The sequence below is a fragment of the Aquella oligotrophica genome (assembly GCF_002892535.1).
GTDB classification, from domain to species: domain Bacteria; phylum Pseudomonadota; class Gammaproteobacteria; order Burkholderiales; family UBA11063; genus Aquella; species Aquella oligotrophica.
On sequence record NZ_CP024847.1, the window covers coordinates 2,672,916 to 2,692,175 of the forward strand.

Sequence of the window (19,260 nt, forward strand, 5' to 3'; positions counted from 1 at the left end):
TTTTATGATTACTAACTCACCTACGATGATAACCTTTATCATCTATCTTATCGCAATGATGGCAATTGGCTATTTTGGTTATCGTTCCACCAGTAATTTATCAGATTATATACTTGGTGGGCGTAGCCTCGGAAGTTTGGTAACTGCATTATCAGCAGGAGCATCGGATATGAGTGGCTGGCTCTTGATGGGCTTACCCGGAGCTGTATTCCTTCATGGAGTATCGGAGGCATGGATAGCTATCGGACTTATTGCCGGAGCATGGCTTAACTGGAAATTCGTTGCAGGACGACTCAGGATTTATACCGAAAAATGCTCAAATGCACTTACCTTGCCAGAATATTTAAGTTCAAGATTTGAAGATAATAGCAATATTATCCGAATTATCACCGCTTTGGTAATTCTGATTTTCTTCACCATCTACTGTGCTTCAGGCGTAGTTGCCAGTGCCAGATTATTTGAAAATATGTTTGGTTTTCCCTATCATTCGGCACTCTGGATTGGTGCATTAGCTACGATTTCATATGTATTTATTGGCGGATTTTTGGCTGTTAGTTGGACAGATACTGTTCAGGCGGCATTGATGATAGTTGCATTACTGATAGTACCTGTATTTGTTATATTTAATAATGGCGGGATTCAAGCAAGCCTTGATCATATTAATTCACTAAATGTAAATTATCTCAGTTTTAGTCAGAATCTTGATAGTATTGCGATTATTTCATTATTAGCGTGGGGATTAGGGTACTTCGGGCAGCCACACATCCTAGTAAGATTTATGGCAGCAGAATCAGCCAAAACAATTCCAAATGCGCGGCGGATTGGCATGAGCTGGATGATATTATGCCTTGCTGGTGCTGTTACAATAGGCTTCTTCGGGATTTCTTTTTATGCAAGCCATCCAGAATTAGCTTCAGGTGTATCTGCTAACCCTGAAACGGTATTTATGGAGCTGGTTAAACAGCTATTTACCCCATGGATTGCAGGTATTTTTCTGGCATCAATCTTGGCGGCAGTCATGAGTACACTTTCATGCCAGTTATTAGTTTGCTCAAGCGCGCTGACGGAAGATTTTTATAAAACATTCCTCCGAAAAAATGCAAGCCAAAAAGAACTTGTTTGGTTTGGTCGCGCCATGGTATTTGCCGTATCTATTATTGCTATTTGGTTGGCATCTAACCCAGAAAACAAAGTACTTGGAATGGTTAGCTACGCTTGGGCAGGATTTGGAGCGGCTTTTGGACCGGTGATATTGATTTCACTACTTTGGTCAAGAATGAATAAGGCTGGCACAATTGCCGGAATCATAGTCGGGGCAGCAACAGTACTAATCTGGAAACAATATGGCTGGCTGAATCTATATGAAATCGTACCGGGATTTGTATTTAATAGTATCACGATTATAATCGTCAGCTTATTAACCACCCCACCTTCAGCAAAAATGCTAAGCACCTTCAAAGAAGTAGCCGAGGAAATCTCCCACTCGAGATAATTTAATTTAGAAGGTAACACCACTCAAGCGTGTTACCTCCATTTTTAGCTAAAATCATTAAGAGTTTTTGTTTTTCACATGGTCTTCCAGATCTGTTTTAATACTAAATTACCGTTATTGGTTTAGGAATGGTACAATTACAACTAAATATAACACCAGCATAGTAATTATGGAATTGGCTCAAATAATCAGCCTCGGCGAAGGCTATCATCAGGAATTTAAAGAATCAATTGATAAATCATTGGTTCGTGAAATTTGTGCATTTGCCAATGCTGCTGGAGGTGTGATATTTATCGGTATTAGCAATAAGGGTGTTATCAAGGGAATTAGCATTGATAATGTCACCCGATCACGACTACAAGATAGTATCAACCATATCGAACCAAAATTAACGGTAAATATAGAGTATCAGACTAATTTAATAATCATCAGAGTACCAGAAAGTAGCAATAAACCACATTCATGCAGCGATGGTTTTTTCCTCCGCGTGGGACCAAATAGCCAAAAATTGACACGAAACGAAATAATAGAGCTATTGCAAAAACAAAATATCATCCAGTTTGACAGACAAACAAATCTGAGAGCTATGTTTGATAAAGACTTCTCTAGAAGCAAATATCAGCGATTTCTTCGCTTAGCCGGGATTTCCCCTACTCTGCCAGAGCAAGATATTTTAATAAGCCTTAATTGCCTGACTCCACAGACGCAACTAAGCAATGCTGGCACTTTGTTTTTTGCTGATAATATCGAATTTCTGATTTTACAGGCAAAAGTTTGTGCCGTACTATTTAAAGGTACCGAAAATATAACGATTCTGGATCGTAAGGATTTTTGTGGAGATATCATCAGCAATATTGATGATAGCATGATTTTTTTACGTAAACATCTAAACCTTGCTTACAAAATAGAGCATCTAAAACGGGAAGAAATACTGGAAATCCCAGAGATAGCCCTCCGCGAGGCGGTAGTCAATGCATTATGTCACCGTGATTATTTCGAAGCTGGGGCGAATGTTGTTATCTCCATCTTTTCTGACCGAGTAGAAATAAGTAACCCAGGAGGGTTGCCACCGGGATTAAAAAAAGAAGCTTTTGGTCGAAAAAGCGTTACGCGTAACCCGATCGTTGCTGATCTACTACATAGAGTTGGATATATCGAAAAAATCGGAACCGGAATAAAACGCATCAGAGATGCCGTAGCTCTTCATGGTGGCTGTAGCGTAGAATTTGAGTATGATGAATACTGGTTTACGACGATATTTTATCGCCAAACTACACCGCAATCCGATAATGTCACCGATAAAAATGAAATTGCTACAGCTAAGAGAACAAATGTAATTTTAGAACTTATTGCAAATAATCCTAATATATCAACTAGCGAATTAGCTACCCAATTAGAGGTATCAAAAAGGACGGTTCTTCGCGATATAAACACCTTAAAACAACAAAATAAGCTAGAACGAATAGGGGCAGAAAAAACTGGGTACTGGAAAATAAATGGATAAAAAAATACTACATTTATGTAGTTCATCGCCAATAACTAAATCCTACATAGAATTTATCAATGAAAATTTTGGGGAAGAGAATCATTTTTTTGTCATTTTTGCAACATCGTTTGTTTATGAATATCCTAATAATTGCATGTTAATAACTCAAAACAATGGAAAATTTAACTACTTAAAAGTATTATTAATGCTAAATAAAGCGACTAAAATAATCTTGCATGGCTTTTTTTATAATCGCTTCATTACTCGCTTACTAACGATCTCCCCATGGAACATTAAGAAGTGCTATTGGGTAATCTGGGGAGCTGATTTATATGATGATACAAATCAAGTAAGTTATACAAAAACATTAAAATATAGACAGTTTTTCTTTTTTAAAAAATTGATTCTAAAAAATATCCCTTATTATGTCACCAATACTGAAAATGACTATTTTCTTGCTAAAAACTTCTATAATTCAGATGCACAACATATTAAGTGCATCATGTACACCAGCAACTTATATAAAGATGTTAAAATCCCTAAAGTTAATGCCAAAACAGGTACTACTAAAATATTATTGGGGAATTCAGCTTCATTAGCTAACAATCATATAGAAACAATCGATCGTCTTAAACCATTTGTTAATAATAATATACTAATTTATTGCCCCCTATCCTACGGTTGCCAACAGAATGCAAAAAAAGTTATTGGATATGGAAGAGAAATATTCAAGGATAAATTTGTACCAATGATAGATTTATTAGAAGAAAATGAATACTATAAATTTTTAACTACCATTGATATTGCTATTTTCAATCATCATAGACAAGAAGCATTAGCAAATATAATTAACTTGCTGTATTTTGGTAAAAAAGTTTACATAAATAAAAATACTATATATGATGAATTAGTAAAACAAGGCATCGAATTATTCGTTATTAATGATGGGGTAGATATGCTTAAAATCACCTCAACTGCGGCAAAACATAACTCAAACATTATCAAGAGTTATTTCAATCTTGATAATTTAATTAAACAACATCAGAGATTATTTTTATAAACGGGTATAAGAAATGAATAAAGTCATAATTTATGGACTAGGAGATAATGCTGAACTGGCGAAGTTCTATTTCGAAAACGATTCCCCCTATGAAGTAGTAGCATTTACTGTTGAGAGTACATTTAAAGATAAAGATCAATTTCATAATCTTCCTATTATTGAATTTGAGAATTTGGAGAATAATTATCCGCCCGCACAATATAAGCTATTTATCGCTGTAGGCTACTCAAACATGAATGAGGTGCGTGAAAGAGTTTATAATCAAGCGAAAAGAAAAGGATATAGCTTTGTAAATTATATCAGCTCTAAAGCCACTATTTGGACAAACGAGATTGGTGAAAATAATTTTGTACTTGAAGATAACACAATTCAACCATATGTGAAAATTGGCAATAATAATGTTATTTGGAGCGGCAATCATATAGGCCATCATGGATTTATAGGAAATCATTGTTTTATTACCTCACAAGTTACCATATCCGGCAGATGTGTAATTGAAGACAATTGTTTTATTGGTGTGAATGCCACTATAAGAGACCATACTATAATTAAATACAAATCGTTAATTGGTGCAGGGGCATGGATTGCAAAAAATACTGAGCCATACCAAGTATATGTAGCACCAGCGGCCAAACTATATCCTCGATCAAGCCTAGAAATAAAAATCTAAATGCAATTAAACTGGAATAAGATTGGATTAATTTTTGATCCCAATCTTAGCAAGAAATCAGATAGTTTATATAGTCACGCTGCTAATCCGGTTGCTATAAAACTTGGGCAAGACTTATATCGGGTTTTTTATAGCATGCGGGACGCAGAAGGAAAGTCAAATATATCCTATTTTGATCTTAATGTTCACAATCTAGCATTAATTAACACACATGAACCAAAACTTGTACTTTTACACGGTACAAAAGGAAGTATTGATGAAAGTGGCGTAGGCCTAGGTTGTGCAATAAATTATAAGGAAGTAACAAAGATATTTTATATGGCCTGGCAAACTCCTTCTGGACATTGGAGAGGAGATATTGCATTTGCTGACTTACTGCCCTCTTACGATCGATTCTATCGTCCTCATGATAACCTGGTATTAGGTATAGACTCAGAAGACCCCATAAGCCTGTCATACCCTTGGATCATCTTTGAAGATGGCATATATCACATGTGGTATGGTTCAACTATAACTTGGGATTATGGAAATGGGGAAATGCTACATGTAATAAAATATGCTCAATCCGCTGATTTAAAAACATGGACAAAATATGGCTGTTGTATCCCACCAACAATTAATATTGCTCAAGCCTTCTCAAGACCCAGTGTAATTAAATTAAATAAAACATATCATATGTGGTATTCATATCGTGGGAATAAAGACAAGTATAAAATAGGCTATGCTCATTCAATTAATGGCAAAGAATGGGTAGTATTTCATGATAAAATGAATGTTATCTCACCGTCTGCAACAGGTTGGGACTCTGAAATGGTATGTTATCCGTGCGTGTTTATAGATGACAATAAATTATATATGTTATATAATGGAAACAATTATGGTAAAACAGGCATTGGATTAGCGATTGCAGATATTTGTGAAAAGTAGTAATAGCTTATGACAACCTCATACGGAAATTTAAACTTTCATCATTATGATGATAAAAATGATATATTGATAGAGGAAGTTCTCCTCAAAGGTTACACAATTTTACATGAAGTATTGACTCCACCCGAAATTAGTAAACTTAAAACATCAATACTAGGAATTTACGAGAAACAAGAACTGCACTTCTCTAATTATCAACTAACAAAAATTAATGATTTAAACATGGCTCGTTGTTTATTAAAATACGATTTTAAGTTATTTAGCCAGCTAGCATTTAATAAATTGGTACTAGATTTAGTAAAAAGACTAATAAACCAAAAGTTCATTTTAGGATTACAAAATGGGATTATCAATTTAGGTGACAACCATAACCAATCAAATTGGCATAGAGATCTTCCATATCAAAATTTTGTTTGTAATGAAATTATCAGTCTCAATGCTTTGTGGGCACTAGATAATTTTACAGACATTAACGGCGGCACATGCATATTACCTTATTCAACTCATTTCAATACAACTCCATCACAAGAGTTTATAAATAATCATTTTATCCAGCCAAATTTAAATGCTGGTGATGTACTAATCTTTAATTCAATGCTTTTACACAAAGCTGGTATTAATAACACTACTAATCCTAGAGTATCAATAAATCATCAATATATAAGACCATTTATTCAGCCACAATATAAATTTCATAAAATGCCTGAAATTATCAAACATGTAATGGATGACGAACAAAAAAGTATTTTAGGATTTAATTTTAAAGATGCAATCGACGATATAGAATGGCGTCAATACAAACTGGATAAAATAGAACATGCATAAATGTGCCATTCTCCAATCTAATTACATACCTTGGAAGGGTGTATTTGATATGATAAGTCAAGTAGATACCTTTGTATTTCTAGAGGATGTTGATTTTACAGTAAGAGATTGGCGTACAAGAAATAGAATTAAAACAGCAAATGGGACTATGTGGTTATCAGTGCCAGTTAAAAAATCCACTCGTGGCACAAAGATATTTGAGATAGAAACTTGTCAGGATACAAACTGGCAGCTAAAACACTATAAAACGATTTACAATGCGTATAAGAAAGCACCCTACTTTGGAAATTACCATGGTATTATAGAAGAAATATATTTATCCCAAAGGTGGAGGAATCTCTCAGAGTTTAATATTTATGTTACAAAACTACTTGCCAAAACTCTGAGTATAAATACCACTTTTATAAATTCAAAAGAATTAAATACAAATGGTCACAAAGATGACAAATTGATTGAAATATGCAAAAAAGTAGGTGCAAATTTTTATTTGTCAGGACCTACAGCCAAAAGCTATATTAGTTCTGAAAAATTCCTGTATGCCAATATTGAATTAGCTTATATGGATTATGTCCATTATCCCGAATACAAACAACTACATGGTAAATTTGATCATTATGTATCGGTCTTAGATGTTTTGTTTAACTGTGGCGAAAATAGTATAGACTTTATAACTAGAAATAAATTTAAGGTAGAATAATATGCATATTGGGTTTAATAAGCCGCCATTTACAGGCAATGAATTTATATATATGCAAGATGCCCTAGCCAAAGGCAAAATTTCTGGTGATGGCATATATACCAAGCGCTGCCATGAATGGCTGGAAAAAAAATTAGGTGTAAAAAAAGCTTTACTTACTACTTCATGTACTCATGCGTTAGAAATGGCTGCAATTTTGTTAGATATTAAAGCAGGTGATGAAATAATTGCACCATCATACACTTTTGTTTCCACTGTAAATGCCTTTGTGTTGCGCGGCACTAAAATCAAGTTTGTTGATATCCGCCCAGATACGATGAATATTGATGAAAACCTAATTGAAGCTGCTATCAATGAAAAGACTAAAGCTATAGTTATTGTCCATTATGCTGGAGTTGCCTGCAATATGGATAAAATTAAAGCTCTGGCACAAAAATATAATATTCCGCTCATAGAAGATGCTGCTCAAGCGATCTTATCAACATATAATGGCAGGTATCTTGGTTCATTTGGAGATATTGCCACCCTTAGCTTCCATGAAACCAAGAATCTTTCAATGGGTGAAGGCGGCGCGCTACTAATTAATAACCCCCATCTCATCGAAAGAGCAGAAATAATCCGCGAGAAAGGTACTGATCGGAGTAAATTTTTCCGAGGTGAAGTTGATAAATACACTTGGGTAGACATTGGCTCTTCTTATTTGCCAAGTGAATTAAATGCTGCTTACTTATGGGCACAACTAGAGCAGGCGGATCAAATAATTAATTATCGGTTAAATGTTTGGCATAAATACTATAATAAATTGCAAAAGTTAAACGAAGATTATTTCACCATGCCATCCATCCCTGACAACTGTAAACATAATGGACATATTTTCTACATTAAACTCACCGATATGAATTCCCGGCAAAAGCTAATAGATTACCTTAAAGCAAAAGGTATAGTTGCAATATTTCATTACGTACCATTGCATAGTTCTACCGCAGGTAAGCTATACTCTGAATTCGTAGGAAATGATACCTATACAACCAAAGAAAGTGAAAGAATACTCAGATTACCGTTATATTATGGTATTACTGGCAATGAAATTGATTATATCATAATGCAAATTACCGCATTTTTTAGTACTAATACCTAATTTAAAACAAATGCTAAAACAATTTATACAGCATAGTTCAATTTATACTTTAGCTACTTTTGTTAGCCGAGGTGCATCGTTTGTCATGCTGCCTATTCTTACTCATTACCTCCAACCCCAGGACTATGGGATTCTAGATTTAATTACAGTCCTATCTGGCTTTGTTGGTTTAATTTGCGGGCTTGAGCTGTATCAGGGTTTAGCACGCTACATTCCAGAGAGTAAATCATTTAACGAAAAACAAGTTTTATTTAGTTCAGTAATCACCTACATTATTATTGCTTATATAACATTTTCAATACTAGCAAATTTGTTAATGCCCACTGTTACTAAATACATTATACCTATTAGCAACTCTCTAACCTTTAACCTAATTCTCTTAATATTTCTTTCACAAGCAATAAATACTTATATTACTAATCTATTAAGGTTTGAATTACAGCAATATAAAACTTTAATAGTAGATGTTTCGCCAATTATCATTACCCTTATTTTAAATGTTATTTTTATCATTCATTGTAAATTAGAATTAACTGGAGCAATCTTTGCTATCTTGTTAGCTTCTCTATCGGGAAATATTATCGGGCTATACTTTGTAAGGGATTATCTTACTTTAAATATTGATATAACAAAAATTAAAAAATTAATATATTTTTGCTTTCCGCTATTAATAAGTGCGGTTGCAACAGTAGTCCTTAACTTTAGTGATAGGATTATAATCAAAACTAATCTCTCACTAACTGAATTAGGATTATTTGGTGTTGGTTATAGATTTGCAAACGTAGTAACTATTTTGATAAGTGGAATTGCTGCCTCAATTTTCCCCCTTATCTATGGCTCTATGAATAATCCTGACTTCCGGCAGCAGTTTTCTAAATTAGTAAATAAGACTTTACCAATCATAATATTAATTATTACAGTTATAATAACGTATGGGGATGAAATTATCCGCCTTATAGTAGCAAAAGAATATTACTCATCTATACCAGTTTTTAGAAATATAGCAATCGGTTTATTATTTTCACAATTATATATATTCACACCTGGACTACATATAAATAAACGATTAACCTCCATTCTAATAATAAATATTGCTAGTGCAGCTATTAATTTGCTTTTGTGCTATTATTTGGCTAAACTATACGGGATAAATGGAGTTTCAATTGCAACTATGCTAAGCAACATGATTTTATTTTCATTATATTTTATTTTAAGCCAGCAAAATTACAAATTTGATTATAATTATATTACAATTGGTTTTTGTATGATATCTTTGCTGTTAACAAACACTCTTTTAGGAGTATACCAGTTAAGAACTCCGTATCGGATTGGGTATTTAGTAACTATAGGTATCTGTTTTTTTATAATTAAACATCTAAATGGTAGCAAGAGTTGTAAATGTGCGGAATAAGTGCTTTTATTGCTTTTCAAGATCATTCACTAGAAGCTAAATATATTGAACTAATGAATAATCAAATTCGCCATCGTGGACCAGATGACGAAGGTTATTATTTAATTGATACAGAAGATAATGATTGTATTCTTGCGGGAAATGATAGCATACCTCATAATCAGTCAATATCTTATTCTCCATATTTACAGATCAATCAATATTATAATAAAAAGATAAAACTTGCTCTGGGGCATCGTAGGTTATCAATTGTTGATCTATCTGCTCATGGACATCAACCATTAAGCATTAACAATGGAAACTATTGGATAGCTTTTAATGGTGAGGTTTACAATTTTATCGAATTACGCAAAGAGCTAGAAAACTTTGGGTATACTTTTTCTTCTCAATCAGATACCGAGGTAATACTATCTGCGTATAAACAATGGGGTGTTGCTTGCCTACATAAATTCAATGGAATGTTTGCAATTATTATTTATGATAAGCTAAATAATAAAGTTTTTATAGCTCGTGATAGATTCGGTATAAAACCACTTTATTATTATATTGATGACAATGGAATATTTTTTGCTTCTGAAATCAAACAATTTACAGAATTAGCAAGCTGGAATCCACACCTAAATCACCAAATAGCACATGACTTTCTGGTTTATGGCTTAAGCGATCACAGTTCAGAAACAATGTTTTGCGAGGTAAGGCAACTGCGCGGTGGAGAAGCAACAACCATCAAATTAAACAAATTCTTTGGTCAATCTGACTTAAAAATCAGTCGCTGGTACAATTTTGATGTAAGAGAAAATCCTAATATAAACTATAGAGAAGCTTGTAAGCAATTTCAGGAAAAATTTATAGATGCAGTTAAATTACGCTTACGTGCAGATGTAAAAGTAGGTTCATGTTTATCTGGTGGACTTGATTCATCATCAATTGTCAGTGTAATGGCAAGATTATTAGCGGAACAGAAAGCTCTATCGTTATTAAACACATTTTCTGCGTGTAGTAAGCATAAAGAATTTGATGAAAAAGAATATATTGATGTAGTAGTGAAAGATAGCCGAGTAAATGCATTTTATTGTTACCCTGATTTAGATAAACTATTTGAATTAAATGAAACAGTAACCTGGCATCAAGATGAACCTTTTGGTTCGACCAGTATTTTTGCGCAATGGTCGGTTTTTGAACTAGCCAAAGAGCAGCAAACAACCGTAATACTAGATGGACAAGGTGCTGATGAGCAGCTAGCTGGCTATCAGGGATTATATTTCCAGATATATTTTAATGAGCTGCTAAAATCAGGACAATTAATAAAGTATGCTAATGAGTTATATAATTTTAGAAAACTACATAATATAAATACTATCAAAACCATTTTAAAAAGTATTTTAGCGTTATTTCCACCACAAATTAAGCAGCTTGTAGGTAAATTACTGGGTAAAGGTATTTATACTAATAACTGGCTAAATAGTAAATTTCTTATATTTTCTTCAACCAATCCATACATTAAAAACGGATTAAATAATTGTAATGTAAAAGAGACTCTATATAGCCAAATAATGTATAATAATCTTTCAATGCTATTACACTGGGAAGATCGGGATTCAATGGCACACTCAATAGAATCAAGAGTTCCTTTTCTGGATTATCGGCTTGTAGAGTTTTTATTCAGCTTACCAAGCAATTATAAAATTAAGGGTGGTGTAACTAAGCGAATCCTACGCGATGGTCTACAAGGAATATTACCAGATAAAATCCGAAATCGAATGTCGAAGCTTGGGTTTGCGACACCAGAAGAAATCTGGGTTAAGCAAAATAGCGGGTTATTTAAAGACAAGTTAATAGAAGCCATAGATAGTTGTCCGTACATCTTTAATAAAACAAAAGTAATGGCAACTTTCGAAGATATTATTGCCAATAAACGTCCATTTGATTTCTGGTTATGGCGAGTTATCAGTTTTGGTACTTGGTGTAAATTATTTAAAATAAATATTTAATAAATAAAGATGGTTATCGAATTTTTCTGACTATAAAGCAATGAAGAAAATCTTATATATCAATGGACAAGAATTTAATTTTGATACAAAATATATTTCCCAAATAGGAGCTTGGAAATCTCTTGGATACAAAGCAGAATACTTTAAATTATTTCGAACAGTAGAAAGCTTGAGGGAAGTTATACGAGAAATTAGAAAATTTGATCTAATTTATCTGCGACATGGCTATGGATTAGATCGAGTATGGTTTCTGATTTACCCTTTTTTAAAAGAAAAAAATCTAATCCTTGAATTCCCTAGCCCAATTAGTTCATTATATAGTGATATAAAGACTAATAATGAATTAGGCTATATTAAAAAAAAGGTAATTTATCTTCTTTATAAATTTTATATAAAAATGATTCTTCCTAAAGTTGACTTAATCATTGAAATGGCAGAAGAAAAAGATGAAGAAGTCTTAAAATATAAGGGAAAGATATATCTTTGGCAAAATGGATTGAATTCTATAGAACTATATAAAATTAATGAGAATTATCTTCACTACCAATCACAAACAATCAAAAAGTTTGTAGAAAAAAAAGAGTTTCATTTAGTTTTCATTGCAAATAAGCTATATTTACATCATGGATTAGATAGACTAATACATGGTTTGATTAATTTTTATCAAAATAAAAATGATAGTAATTATCTAATCAAACTTCATATAGTATGCTCAAAAACTGTATTAATTGAGAAATTCAAGAAAGTAATTTTAAAGAATAACTTAGATAAGGAGATTATATTCTCTGATCATATGCCAATTGAAAAATTACAAGAAGTTTATAAAACCGCAAATTTTTGTATTGGATGTCTAGGATTGCATAGAGTAGACATGCAGGAAGCAACTCCCTTAAAAACAAGAGAAGCCACTCTAATGGGTTTACCTAGTTGCATAAGCTATCATGACTATGATTTATCTAAATCTGATTTTATAATTAATTTACCAAAAGATGACTCCCCAATAGATATAAATTTGCTTATAAAATTTTACTCAAAGCTAATAACCAAATATGGTGAAGATTTAAACCAGATAATCCATGAATTTGCAGTCCATAATTTAACATGGCAAAAAAAAGTTGAGCTACTTGAAGATGAATGTAAAAAAAGAGAACTGTTATAGTAACTCTAAAACTAAGTCAGTAAAAATTATTTTCATACGTACCGATCTAATCGGAGATTTCGTACTCTGGCTTAGTACTGCTGTACAATTCCGAAAATTTTATACTAATAGTACAATTACCCTACTTTGTAACCAGCAATACGTGGACTTGGCAAATAGCTTAAACATATTTGATAAGGTAATTGGATTAGATATAAAAAAGCTTAGGTCATTTGACTCTAAATACTGGCTAAAAATAATCTCAGCACTAAGGAAAAATACTTACGATCTAGCCATATCATCAATGGTTACTCGCAATATCATAGTTGACACATTGATTAGCTTCACACATGCCAAACAAAAGATTGGAATAAATGCTCACTATAACCGTCCAATGTTTATGAAACGTTTCTTTGATTGCTATTACGATATACTAATTGAACTATCAAATAAGCCACTTACAGAACTTGAATTTAATCATATATTTTTAGAGAAACTAACAAACGAATCAGTAAAATTCGAACTAGTGAATCTATTTGATATATTTAAGTTACCAATTCCAAAAATAAATGGATTACCCACTAAGTATATAACAATAAATCTTGCTTCAAGCGTCTCCCAAAAAAATTGGCAATTAAAAAAATTCATTGCCGTGACGGAGAAACTATCGCTGGATTACTCCATAGTTATTTTAGGGGCAGAAAATGAACGTAGTCTAGCGACTAGATTAATTAATACCATCAATCCTAAAAATCCAATTATAGATATGGCTGGCAAAACTACGCTATTAGAGTCTATCTCAATTCTTAATAAAAGTTTATTATTTATAGGCAATGACTCTGCCCTAGCTCATTTGGCGACTCTTCTTAGAGTCAAGTCGATAATCATTTTAGGTGGAGGACAATTTGGTAGATTTTTCCCATATCCTCCTGAATTAATACAGTCAGGGTTACAGCACATCTTATATGATAAAATGGATTGTTATAATTGTAACTGGAAATGTAAGTATCCACTAGTAAATGGCAGCTGGAAATGTATTGCTGAGATATCTATAGAACAAGTCCTAGATAAAATAACTAAAATATTAGGTCTAAGTCATTAATGTATAAAGAACCCTTTATAACAATAATTACGGTTAGTTATAATAGCGAATCCACGATCTCTGATACTATAGAATCCGTCTTAAATCAGGACTATTCTAACTATGAGTACATCATTATTGATGGAGCCTCTACAGATAATACCCTAAACATCATCAAAAATTATCAAATTAAGTTTGAGAATAAGAATATCCGATTTAGATTTTACTCCGAACCAGATAACGGTATTTATGACGCCATGAATAAAGGTATTCTGCAAGCAGAAGGAAAATGGATTGGAATTTTAAATAGCGATGATTTTTATATTGATGATAAGGTACTAAGTTCAATCGCACATAATATAATTGAAAATCCTATCGCAAAAGCCCATTATGCAGATTTGGTTTATGTCAAACAAAATGACATTAATAAAATTACCCGCTACTGGCAGTCCGGAAAATTTAATCCCCGTCGTTTTTACTATGGCTGGGTACCTCCTCACCCAACCTTATTTGTTGATCACGAAATTTACGATAGTTATGGCTTATATAATGAAGATCTTGATATTTCAGCCGATTATGAATTTATGTTACGCATCTTCGTTAAAAATAATGTACCAGCTGCATATTTGCCAAAAATACTAATTAAAATGCGTGATGGAGGAGCAAGCAATATTAGTCTAGCTAATCGAAAAAAAGGAGCTAATAATATTAGACTTGCGTGGAAAATCAATAAGCTTACTCCGCTACCCTTTACATTTATTTTACGCCTACTCCGTAAGATTCCACAATATATATGGAAATAAACCCAAATCATCTCTAAATCATTTACCATGAAAAATTAAAATCACATTTTAGAATTTCATGGTAAAAGAATACTCATCCTACTTTTTATCAATGAATGCTATTTTCACTTTTACCTATTTTTTCCGTCATAAGTTATTGACTAACTAAATAATATTGTGTATAATGTAACACTAGGTGGTATCACAATGAGAGTTTTTAAGACACAGTTTTTTAATAAATGGCAAAATAAAGAAAGTGAATTAAGTAATGATTCTTTAATTACTGCAATTGAAGAACTAGAAAAAGGTTTATTCGAAGCTAATTTAGGTGGCAACTTATACAAAAAGCGAGTTGCCATGCCAAATAAAGGCAAACGCGGAGCTTATCGAGTTATAATTGCCCATAAAACAAAAGATAACTCTTGGATTTATATATATGGTTTTAGTAAATCAGAGCTTAGCAATATTGGTAATGATGATTTAGAAGAGTTAAAAAAGTTAGCTAAAGATTTATTTAGTATACATATTGATAAATTAGCTAATATTTTAATCGAGGTCAAAAATGAAAAATAATATAAAGCAAGCTGTTTATGAAACAGCAAAAGAATTACATGAGGCAGGATTAATTTCTAACCAACGCATGGAAAAGTATAGACATTTAAACATTCCCCCAATTCATGAGTTAAAGCCAGAAGATATAAAACACTTAAGAGAAAAAGAAAAAATATCTCAATCTATTCTAGCCGATTGTCTAAACGTTAGTATCTCAGCGGTCAGGAAGTGGGAAAGTGGTGAGAAAAAGCCCAGTGGACTGGCCTTAAAGCTACTAAATATCATTCAAAAAAAAGGCTTGAGTATTATACTGTAGAGCCAAGATAATTTCCTAGGTAAGGGTACATTTTGATTGCTTGTAAATAACTGTTAAGACTAAGATGCTTAATATCTCAATAGTACTTTATAAAAACAATTCGGCACAGATAGCTAATCTGCTAAACGATATCTTTAATAGTCATAGTATTCAAATTAATTTTGTCTATCTGGTGGATAATTCCCCTACGGACGAATTAAAATCACTAGCACCCTCTACTGTTGGCAATAGCGTTTAAGTTGCTCCCCACACTCCATACTATTTAGTGTAATTATTTTACCCTTCTTCTGAATTGGAATACTAACAGGCTTAATATCGACATGAAATAGATTAGTAAAATATTTATAATAATTAAGCCGCCCGGGATTATAACCACGACATCCACCATTGATGATTATAGTAGCGACACCAATATCATGGCAAACAGGCTTATCCTGATTCGTAACTATCTCATGTATGGTAGGATAACCAATGCCACCGACTCTGACCATCCAGTACCAGAAAGCTCCGGTAAAAGCCATCTGACCATCTTGCATATATTGCTCAATAAATTTACTAATATTGTAGGACTGCGCACCATCTTTAAGAATATTGTTATTATACCAGCCAAAAAATTCGATAATTGACCCACCAGTTAACTGAATTGGACCCATACCGACCCAATAACTAGGTGCAATCACCTTATTTAGGTTAATCAAGCGATACCCATCGGGAACATCTACCTTACCCCAAATAAGCGTCTCCGGGGTTGCTTCGAGATCCATTATAGTCGAACCACTAGGCTTGCCAAACCAAATACTTGAGCTAGACACTTCACCATCATCATTAACCGCCACCATATATCCGTTACTTGGGAAATAACTGGTTTTATGATTTAATGAATTACCTTTAAGAGCGCTATTCTCATAACGAAAATATAAGCCATCGTTAGTATAATTATTTAATCTTGAGGTAGTTTCTTCAGATATGGTACTCAAAAAACCAGCTAATTCTTTATAACGATTATCAGCATCCCCACTACAGCCAAAAGTCGGAAAGCTCTTCGCAGCCGCGATAAAAGAATCATAGTTTAAGTAAGAACCTTTTTTACTCTGACAAAATTTATCAAAAAAGTGTTTTTGCTGAACAGTTTTTAAGTTAGTCCGCGTAGGATTCTTACAGAAACCATCGATATTCATCTGATGGAATAATTTATAATTAAAGAAATCTTCGGGCGTAGTATCATTATTTTTGGCAGCACACGCGATCAGCTCTTTTGCGCCACAAGGCAAAGAACAATCTAGTGCATAGGTATAACTAGAAAGACTTACTATCATTAACAGAAATAATTTTAGCTTCATAAATCTAACCTAATCCAATCTCTGCTAAGGTAAAGTAAATTTCCATACTTTACTATAGTTTTTATTATCTTTAGATGTGGCAAAAAGCTGACTTTCGTTATTAATAGTCAGGCTATTTACATTATCACAAGGAGGAAAATTTAGGCTTTCCCATTTTTCGTTTGCATAACGCCACACTTGCCCATAAAACTTACCATCTTTACCCGCAGCAAATAAATTACCATCTTTATCTACGATAAGACTACTTAGACTCTGTGCATTATCCAGCTTTAACGAAACCCATTTATGATTAGAATATTTCCAGACTTGTGCCCGATAATTATTATCTAGACCACCAGCATAAATAATGTTATTTTTATCAGAAATAAGGCTCCAGACAGTAACGATTTCTCGCGGCAAATAGGTATCATGCCATTTTTTTGTAATGTCGGAATATTCAAGAACTCTCGCTTTACTGGTTTTGCTATCAATCGCTGCTGCATAAAGTAACTCATTCGGAGCAATAGTCATTTCAGAAATATAATTATATCCTTTGGGACTTATTTTTACCCATCTTTTCGGCTTTGAAGAAACCCATACCGCACCATGATCATTATAATCTGCGCCACTCACAAAAAGTATATCGCGTAAGTTTTCAATTCGTGAAATATGACTAGCTGAATTAAATTTAAGATCTTGCGGTTTATGCTTATCGGCAATATACTCTATAACCCATGAGCCTTTTCCGGGATAATTACCAGCCACGTAAAATTTACCAGCAACAATTGCCGTATCAACTATTACGCTATCATCATTTGCCTGATATATCATTTTCCACTTATTATCAAAGTATTCCCATGATACCCCTTTGCCATTCTCATTACTTCCCGAGGTATAAAAATAACCATGATAATATGCCATCAAATTAATATTTTCACCCGATGGAAAAGATGTATCAACCCAAGTTGCCACTGGCTCTGCATCTGTCGCCGCTGGCAATAATAAAATCGCGCAAACTAGACTAATCAATAATCTTTTCACTCGAAGCCCCTTTAGATTAAAAGCTTACTTGCTAGAGCCTATTACTAGCAAAGCATATATTATCCTATTTTGATATCGTAATGTATCAAATTATCAAAAAGGAAACTCCTTATTTTAATTTGAATATCAGGAGTTTAGTGATAGAAATTACGGAAGCGTAAAAATAGCCTGCCAATAACGATTAAGAAGCTGTTTGCATAAATGGGAAATGAATATGCAAAACTGGGAAACCAAAGACCAGTTTATTTTGCTATCATATCGGGGTAAGAAGATTTGTAAGAGATTTTTTAAAAGCCTGCTTTCATTAATATGACCACTAATCCTTCCCCAATGATAGTAGGCTTTTTAAAAATATTTGTTATTACCACCCCATTACACCATCGGCGAGATTGGTCAAATCATTAAAACCATGTGCAGCAAGAAATTTGCACGCCATCGCACTTCTAACTCCAGCCTTACAATAGACAATCAAAGGAGAATTTTTGTACTCGTCTAACTCCGCTACACGCTCAGGCAGTTCATTTAACGGGATCAAAATAGAATTAGGAATATGAAACTCATCATGTTCATAGGGTTGCCTAACATCAAGAAGCGTTAACCCATTATTGACATCGGTTAGAAGTTTCTTTAACTCTTCAGAATATAGTTGCTTAAACATCAATCATTAACCACCTTATAATTTGCTGCATATTTGGTCGCAATTGCTGACCATAGTTTCACCTGATTAACAAAATCCTCTTGACTACGGACATCTTTTTGTAGCTTTTCTTCATTTATAGTTATTATGCTGGAACCTAATAACTCTCCACTAATACTATCTGTAATCTCAGCACTAATTTCTAGTACTGAATTTTGCTCAGGCTCCCCAGAAAGTAGCTGACTCACCGGAATCAATTTAACCGGAGTATAGCCATCAGATGCATCGACAAGTTTAGCCCCAGTTACTGTTATCTTCAATGAGGTTGCATTAGTTGCAGGCTTACTAACTACCGTTAAATAGTCTTTTAATAAATTAACCAGATATTGTTGTAGCTCAATGCGACTATTAGTATCAAAATACATTTCAATCTGTGTCTGACTAGATTCACCACCGTAAAATACAACAGGATTAATAAGTGTATTTGTATATTTACCTTTGGTCCATGTCGGATTATTATAACTAAAAATTCTTACGCCCGGAGATAATCGATTATTTACCTCAGTAAGATCACCATATGATTTAGCATAGCTTGAGTCTAGGTTATTAGAAATAGGCTGGGTATTAGTTGCACAAGCCGTAAAAAGAAAAACTGCCGTTCCTAAAGATATAAATAATTTTTGCATATGCATATTTT

19 protein-coding genes are annotated in these 19,260 nt (G+C 33.2%); 15 read left to right on the forward strand and 4 right to left on the reverse strand.

Annotated elements, in window-relative coordinates; translation table 11 throughout:
* The first annotated feature begins 4 nt into the window (after positions 1 to 4).
* The 15 genes from putP to CUN60_RS12275 all read left to right on the forward strand — a co-directional run bounded on the left by putP (position 5) and on the right by CUN60_RS12275 (position 15,566).
* Entirely contained in the window at positions 5 to 1,492 is a 1,488-nt protein-coding gene (gene putP / locus CUN60_RS12205) for a sodium/proline symporter PutP (RefSeq protein WP_102952494.1), read from the forward strand.
* A gap of 169 nt (positions 1,493 to 1,661) precedes the next feature.
* Positions 1,662 to 2,996 carry an AlbA family DNA-binding domain-containing protein gene (locus CUN60_RS12210; RefSeq protein WP_102952308.1) on the forward strand — a complete coding sequence of 445 codons (1,335 nt, stop codon included), beginning with the start codon at positions 1,662 to 1,664 and terminating at the stop codon, positions 2,994 to 2,996.
* Entirely contained in the window at positions 2,989 to 4,038 is a 1,050-nt protein-coding gene (locus CUN60_RS12215) for a TDP-N-acetylfucosamine:lipid II N-acetylfucosaminyltransferase family protein (RefSeq protein ID WP_102952309.1), read from the forward strand. Before CUN60_RS12210 ends, CUN60_RS12215 begins: the two co-directional genes overlap by 8 nt.
* A 13-nt stretch (positions 4,039 to 4,051) precedes the next feature.
* Positions 4,052 to 4,708, forward strand: coding sequence for an acetyltransferase (locus tag CUN60_RS12220; RefSeq protein WP_102952310.1), 657 nt, complete (start codon positions 4,052 to 4,054; stop codon positions 4,706 to 4,708).
* Positions 4,709 to 5,635 (forward strand): glycoside hydrolase family protein, encoded by a 927-nt coding sequence (locus CUN60_RS12225; RefSeq protein WP_102952311.1) that lies wholly within the window; start codon positions 4,709 to 4,711, stop codon positions 5,633 to 5,635.
* 9 nt (positions 5,636 to 5,644) lie between these two features.
* Complete coding sequence (locus tag CUN60_RS12230) at positions 5,645 to 6,460, forward strand: phytanoyl-CoA dioxygenase family protein (RefSeq protein WP_102952312.1); 816 nt, start codon at positions 5,645 to 5,647, stop codon at positions 6,458 to 6,460.
* Entirely contained in the window at positions 6,453 to 7,157 is a 705-nt protein-coding gene (locus CUN60_RS12235; RefSeq protein ID WP_102952313.1) for a WbqC family protein, read from the forward strand. The genes CUN60_RS12230 and CUN60_RS12235 overlap by 8 nt, the downstream gene beginning before the upstream one ends.
* Before the next feature lies 1 nt (position 7,158).
* Positions 7,159 to 8,295, forward strand: coding sequence for a dTDP-4-amino-4,6-dideoxygalactose transaminase (gene rffA, locus CUN60_RS12240; protein ID WP_102952314.1), 1,137 nt, complete (start codon positions 7,159 to 7,161; stop codon positions 8,293 to 8,295).
* 10 nt (positions 8,296 to 8,305) lie between these two features.
* Positions 8,306 to 9,706, forward strand: coding sequence for a lipopolysaccharide biosynthesis protein (locus CUN60_RS12245; RefSeq protein WP_102952315.1), 1,401 nt, complete (start codon positions 8,306 to 8,308; stop codon positions 9,704 to 9,706).
* Entirely contained in the window at positions 9,694 to 11,697 is a 2,004-nt protein-coding gene (gene asnB, locus CUN60_RS12250; protein WP_102952316.1) for an asparagine synthase (glutamine-hydrolyzing), read from the forward strand. Before CUN60_RS12245 ends, asnB begins: the two co-directional genes overlap by 13 nt.
* A gap of 40 nt (positions 11,698 to 11,737) precedes the next feature.
* Positions 11,738 to 12,856: a glycosyltransferase family protein gene (locus CUN60_RS12255; protein ID WP_102952317.1), complete on the forward strand. Its 1,119-nt coding sequence runs from the start codon at positions 11,738 to 11,740 to the stop codon at positions 12,854 to 12,856.
* Positions 12,828 to 13,937, forward strand: coding sequence for a glycosyltransferase family 9 protein (locus CUN60_RS12260; protein ID WP_102952318.1), 1,110 nt, complete (start codon positions 12,828 to 12,830; stop codon positions 13,935 to 13,937). Before CUN60_RS12255 ends, CUN60_RS12260 begins: the two co-directional genes overlap by 29 nt.
* Positions 13,937 to 14,719, forward strand: coding sequence for a glycosyltransferase family 2 protein (locus CUN60_RS12265; RefSeq protein ID WP_102952319.1), 783 nt, complete (start codon positions 13,937 to 13,939; stop codon positions 14,717 to 14,719). The genes CUN60_RS12260 and CUN60_RS12265 overlap by 1 nt, the downstream gene beginning before the upstream one ends.
* A 186-nt stretch (positions 14,720 to 14,905) precedes the next feature.
* Complete coding sequence (locus CUN60_RS12270; protein WP_102952320.1) at positions 14,906 to 15,271, forward strand: type II toxin-antitoxin system RelE/ParE family toxin; 366 nt, start codon at positions 14,906 to 14,908, stop codon at positions 15,269 to 15,271.
* Positions 15,261 to 15,566, forward strand: a complete 306-nt coding sequence (locus CUN60_RS12275; RefSeq protein WP_102952321.1) for a helix-turn-helix domain-containing protein — start codon at positions 15,261 to 15,263, stop codon at positions 15,564 to 15,566. Before CUN60_RS12270 ends, CUN60_RS12275 begins: the two co-directional genes overlap by 11 nt.
* Before the next feature lie 215 nt (positions 15,567 to 15,781).
* On the opposite strand, the gene CUN60_RS12280 is transcribed toward CUN60_RS12275, so the two are convergent.
* The 4 genes from CUN60_RS12280 to CUN60_RS12295 form a co-directional block, all read right to left on the reverse strand.
* Positions 15,782 to 16,906 carry a chitinase gene (locus CUN60_RS12280; RefSeq protein ID WP_102952322.1) on the reverse strand — a complete coding sequence of 375 codons (1,125 nt, stop codon included), beginning with the start codon at positions 16,904 to 16,906 and terminating at the stop codon, positions 15,782 to 15,784.
* Positions 16,907 to 16,930: 24 nt separating this feature from the next.
* Positions 16,931 to 17,926, reverse strand: a complete 996-nt coding sequence (locus CUN60_RS12285) for a WD40 repeat domain-containing protein (RefSeq protein WP_102952323.1) — start codon at positions 17,924 to 17,926, stop codon at positions 16,931 to 16,933.
* 361 nt (positions 17,927 to 18,287) lie between these two features.
* Positions 18,288 to 18,584, reverse strand: a complete 297-nt coding sequence (locus tag CUN60_RS12290; protein ID WP_102952324.1) for a rhodanese-like domain-containing protein — start codon at positions 18,582 to 18,584, stop codon at positions 18,288 to 18,290.
* Positions 18,584 to 19,249 carry a DUF3313 family protein gene (locus tag CUN60_RS12295; protein WP_158649424.1) on the reverse strand — a complete coding sequence of 222 codons (666 nt, stop codon included), beginning with the start codon at positions 19,247 to 19,249 and terminating at the stop codon, positions 18,584 to 18,586. The genes CUN60_RS12290 and CUN60_RS12295 overlap by 1 nt, the downstream gene beginning before the upstream one ends.
* Between the last annotated feature and the right edge of the window lie 11 nt (positions 19,250 to 19,260).

Bases quoted from the DNA above. Each gene is read 5' to 3' on its own strand.
- CUN60_RS12255 (WP_102952317.1), top strand. From the start codon at position 11,738: ATGAAGAAAATCTTATATATCAATGGACAAGAATTTAATTTTGATACA.
- CUN60_RS12290 (WP_102952324.1), bottom strand. From the start codon at position 18,584: ATGTTTAAGCAACTATATTCTGAAGAGTTAAAGAAACTTCTAACCGAT.
- CUN60_RS12260 (WP_102952318.1), top strand. From the start codon at position 12,828: ATGAATGTAAAAAAAGAGAACTGTTATAGTAACTCTAAAACTAAGTCA.
- putP (WP_102952494.1), top strand. From the start codon at position 5: ATGATTACTAACTCACCTACGATGATAACCTTTATCATCTATCTTATC.
- CUN60_RS12270 (WP_102952320.1), top strand. From the start codon at position 14,906: ATGAGAGTTTTTAAGACACAGTTTTTTAATAAATGGCAAAATAAAGAA.
- CUN60_RS12210 (WP_102952308.1), top strand. From the start codon at position 1,662: ATGGAATTGGCTCAAATAATCAGCCTCGGCGAAGGCTATCATCAGGAA.
- asnB (WP_102952316.1), top strand. From the start codon at position 9,694: ATGTGCGGAATAAGTGCTTTTATTGCTTTTCAAGATCATTCACTAGAA.
- CUN60_RS12220 (WP_102952310.1), top strand. From the start codon at position 4,052: ATGAATAAAGTCATAATTTATGGACTAGGAGATAATGCTGAACTGGCG.
- CUN60_RS12225 (WP_102952311.1), top strand. From the start codon at position 4,709: ATGCAATTAAACTGGAATAAGATTGGATTAATTTTTGATCCCAATCTT.
- CUN60_RS12230 (WP_102952312.1), top strand. From the start codon at position 5,645: ATGACAACCTCATACGGAAATTTAAACTTTCATCATTATGATGATAAA.
- CUN60_RS12215 (WP_102952309.1), top strand. From the start codon at position 2,989: ATGGATAAAAAAATACTACATTTATGTAGTTCATCGCCAATAACTAAA.
- CUN60_RS12275 (WP_102952321.1), top strand. From the start codon at position 15,261: ATGAAAAATAATATAAAGCAAGCTGTTTATGAAACAGCAAAAGAATTA.
- CUN60_RS12280 (WP_102952322.1), bottom strand. From the start codon at position 16,906: ATGAAGCTAAAATTATTTCTGTTAATGATAGTAAGTCTTTCTAGTTAT.
- CUN60_RS12245 (WP_102952315.1), top strand. From the start codon at position 8,306: ATGCTAAAACAATTTATACAGCATAGTTCAATTTATACTTTAGCTACT.
- CUN60_RS12295 (WP_158649424.1), bottom strand. From the start codon at position 19,249: ATGCAAAAATTATTTATATCTTTAGGAACGGCAGTTTTTCTTTTTACG.
- CUN60_RS12265 (WP_102952319.1), top strand. From the start codon at position 13,937: ATGTATAAAGAACCCTTTATAACAATAATTACGGTTAGTTATAATAGC.
- CUN60_RS12235 (WP_102952313.1), top strand. From the start codon at position 6,453: ATGCATAAATGTGCCATTCTCCAATCTAATTACATACCTTGGAAGGGT.
- rffA (WP_102952314.1), top strand. From the start codon at position 7,159: ATGCATATTGGGTTTAATAAGCCGCCATTTACAGGCAATGAATTTATA.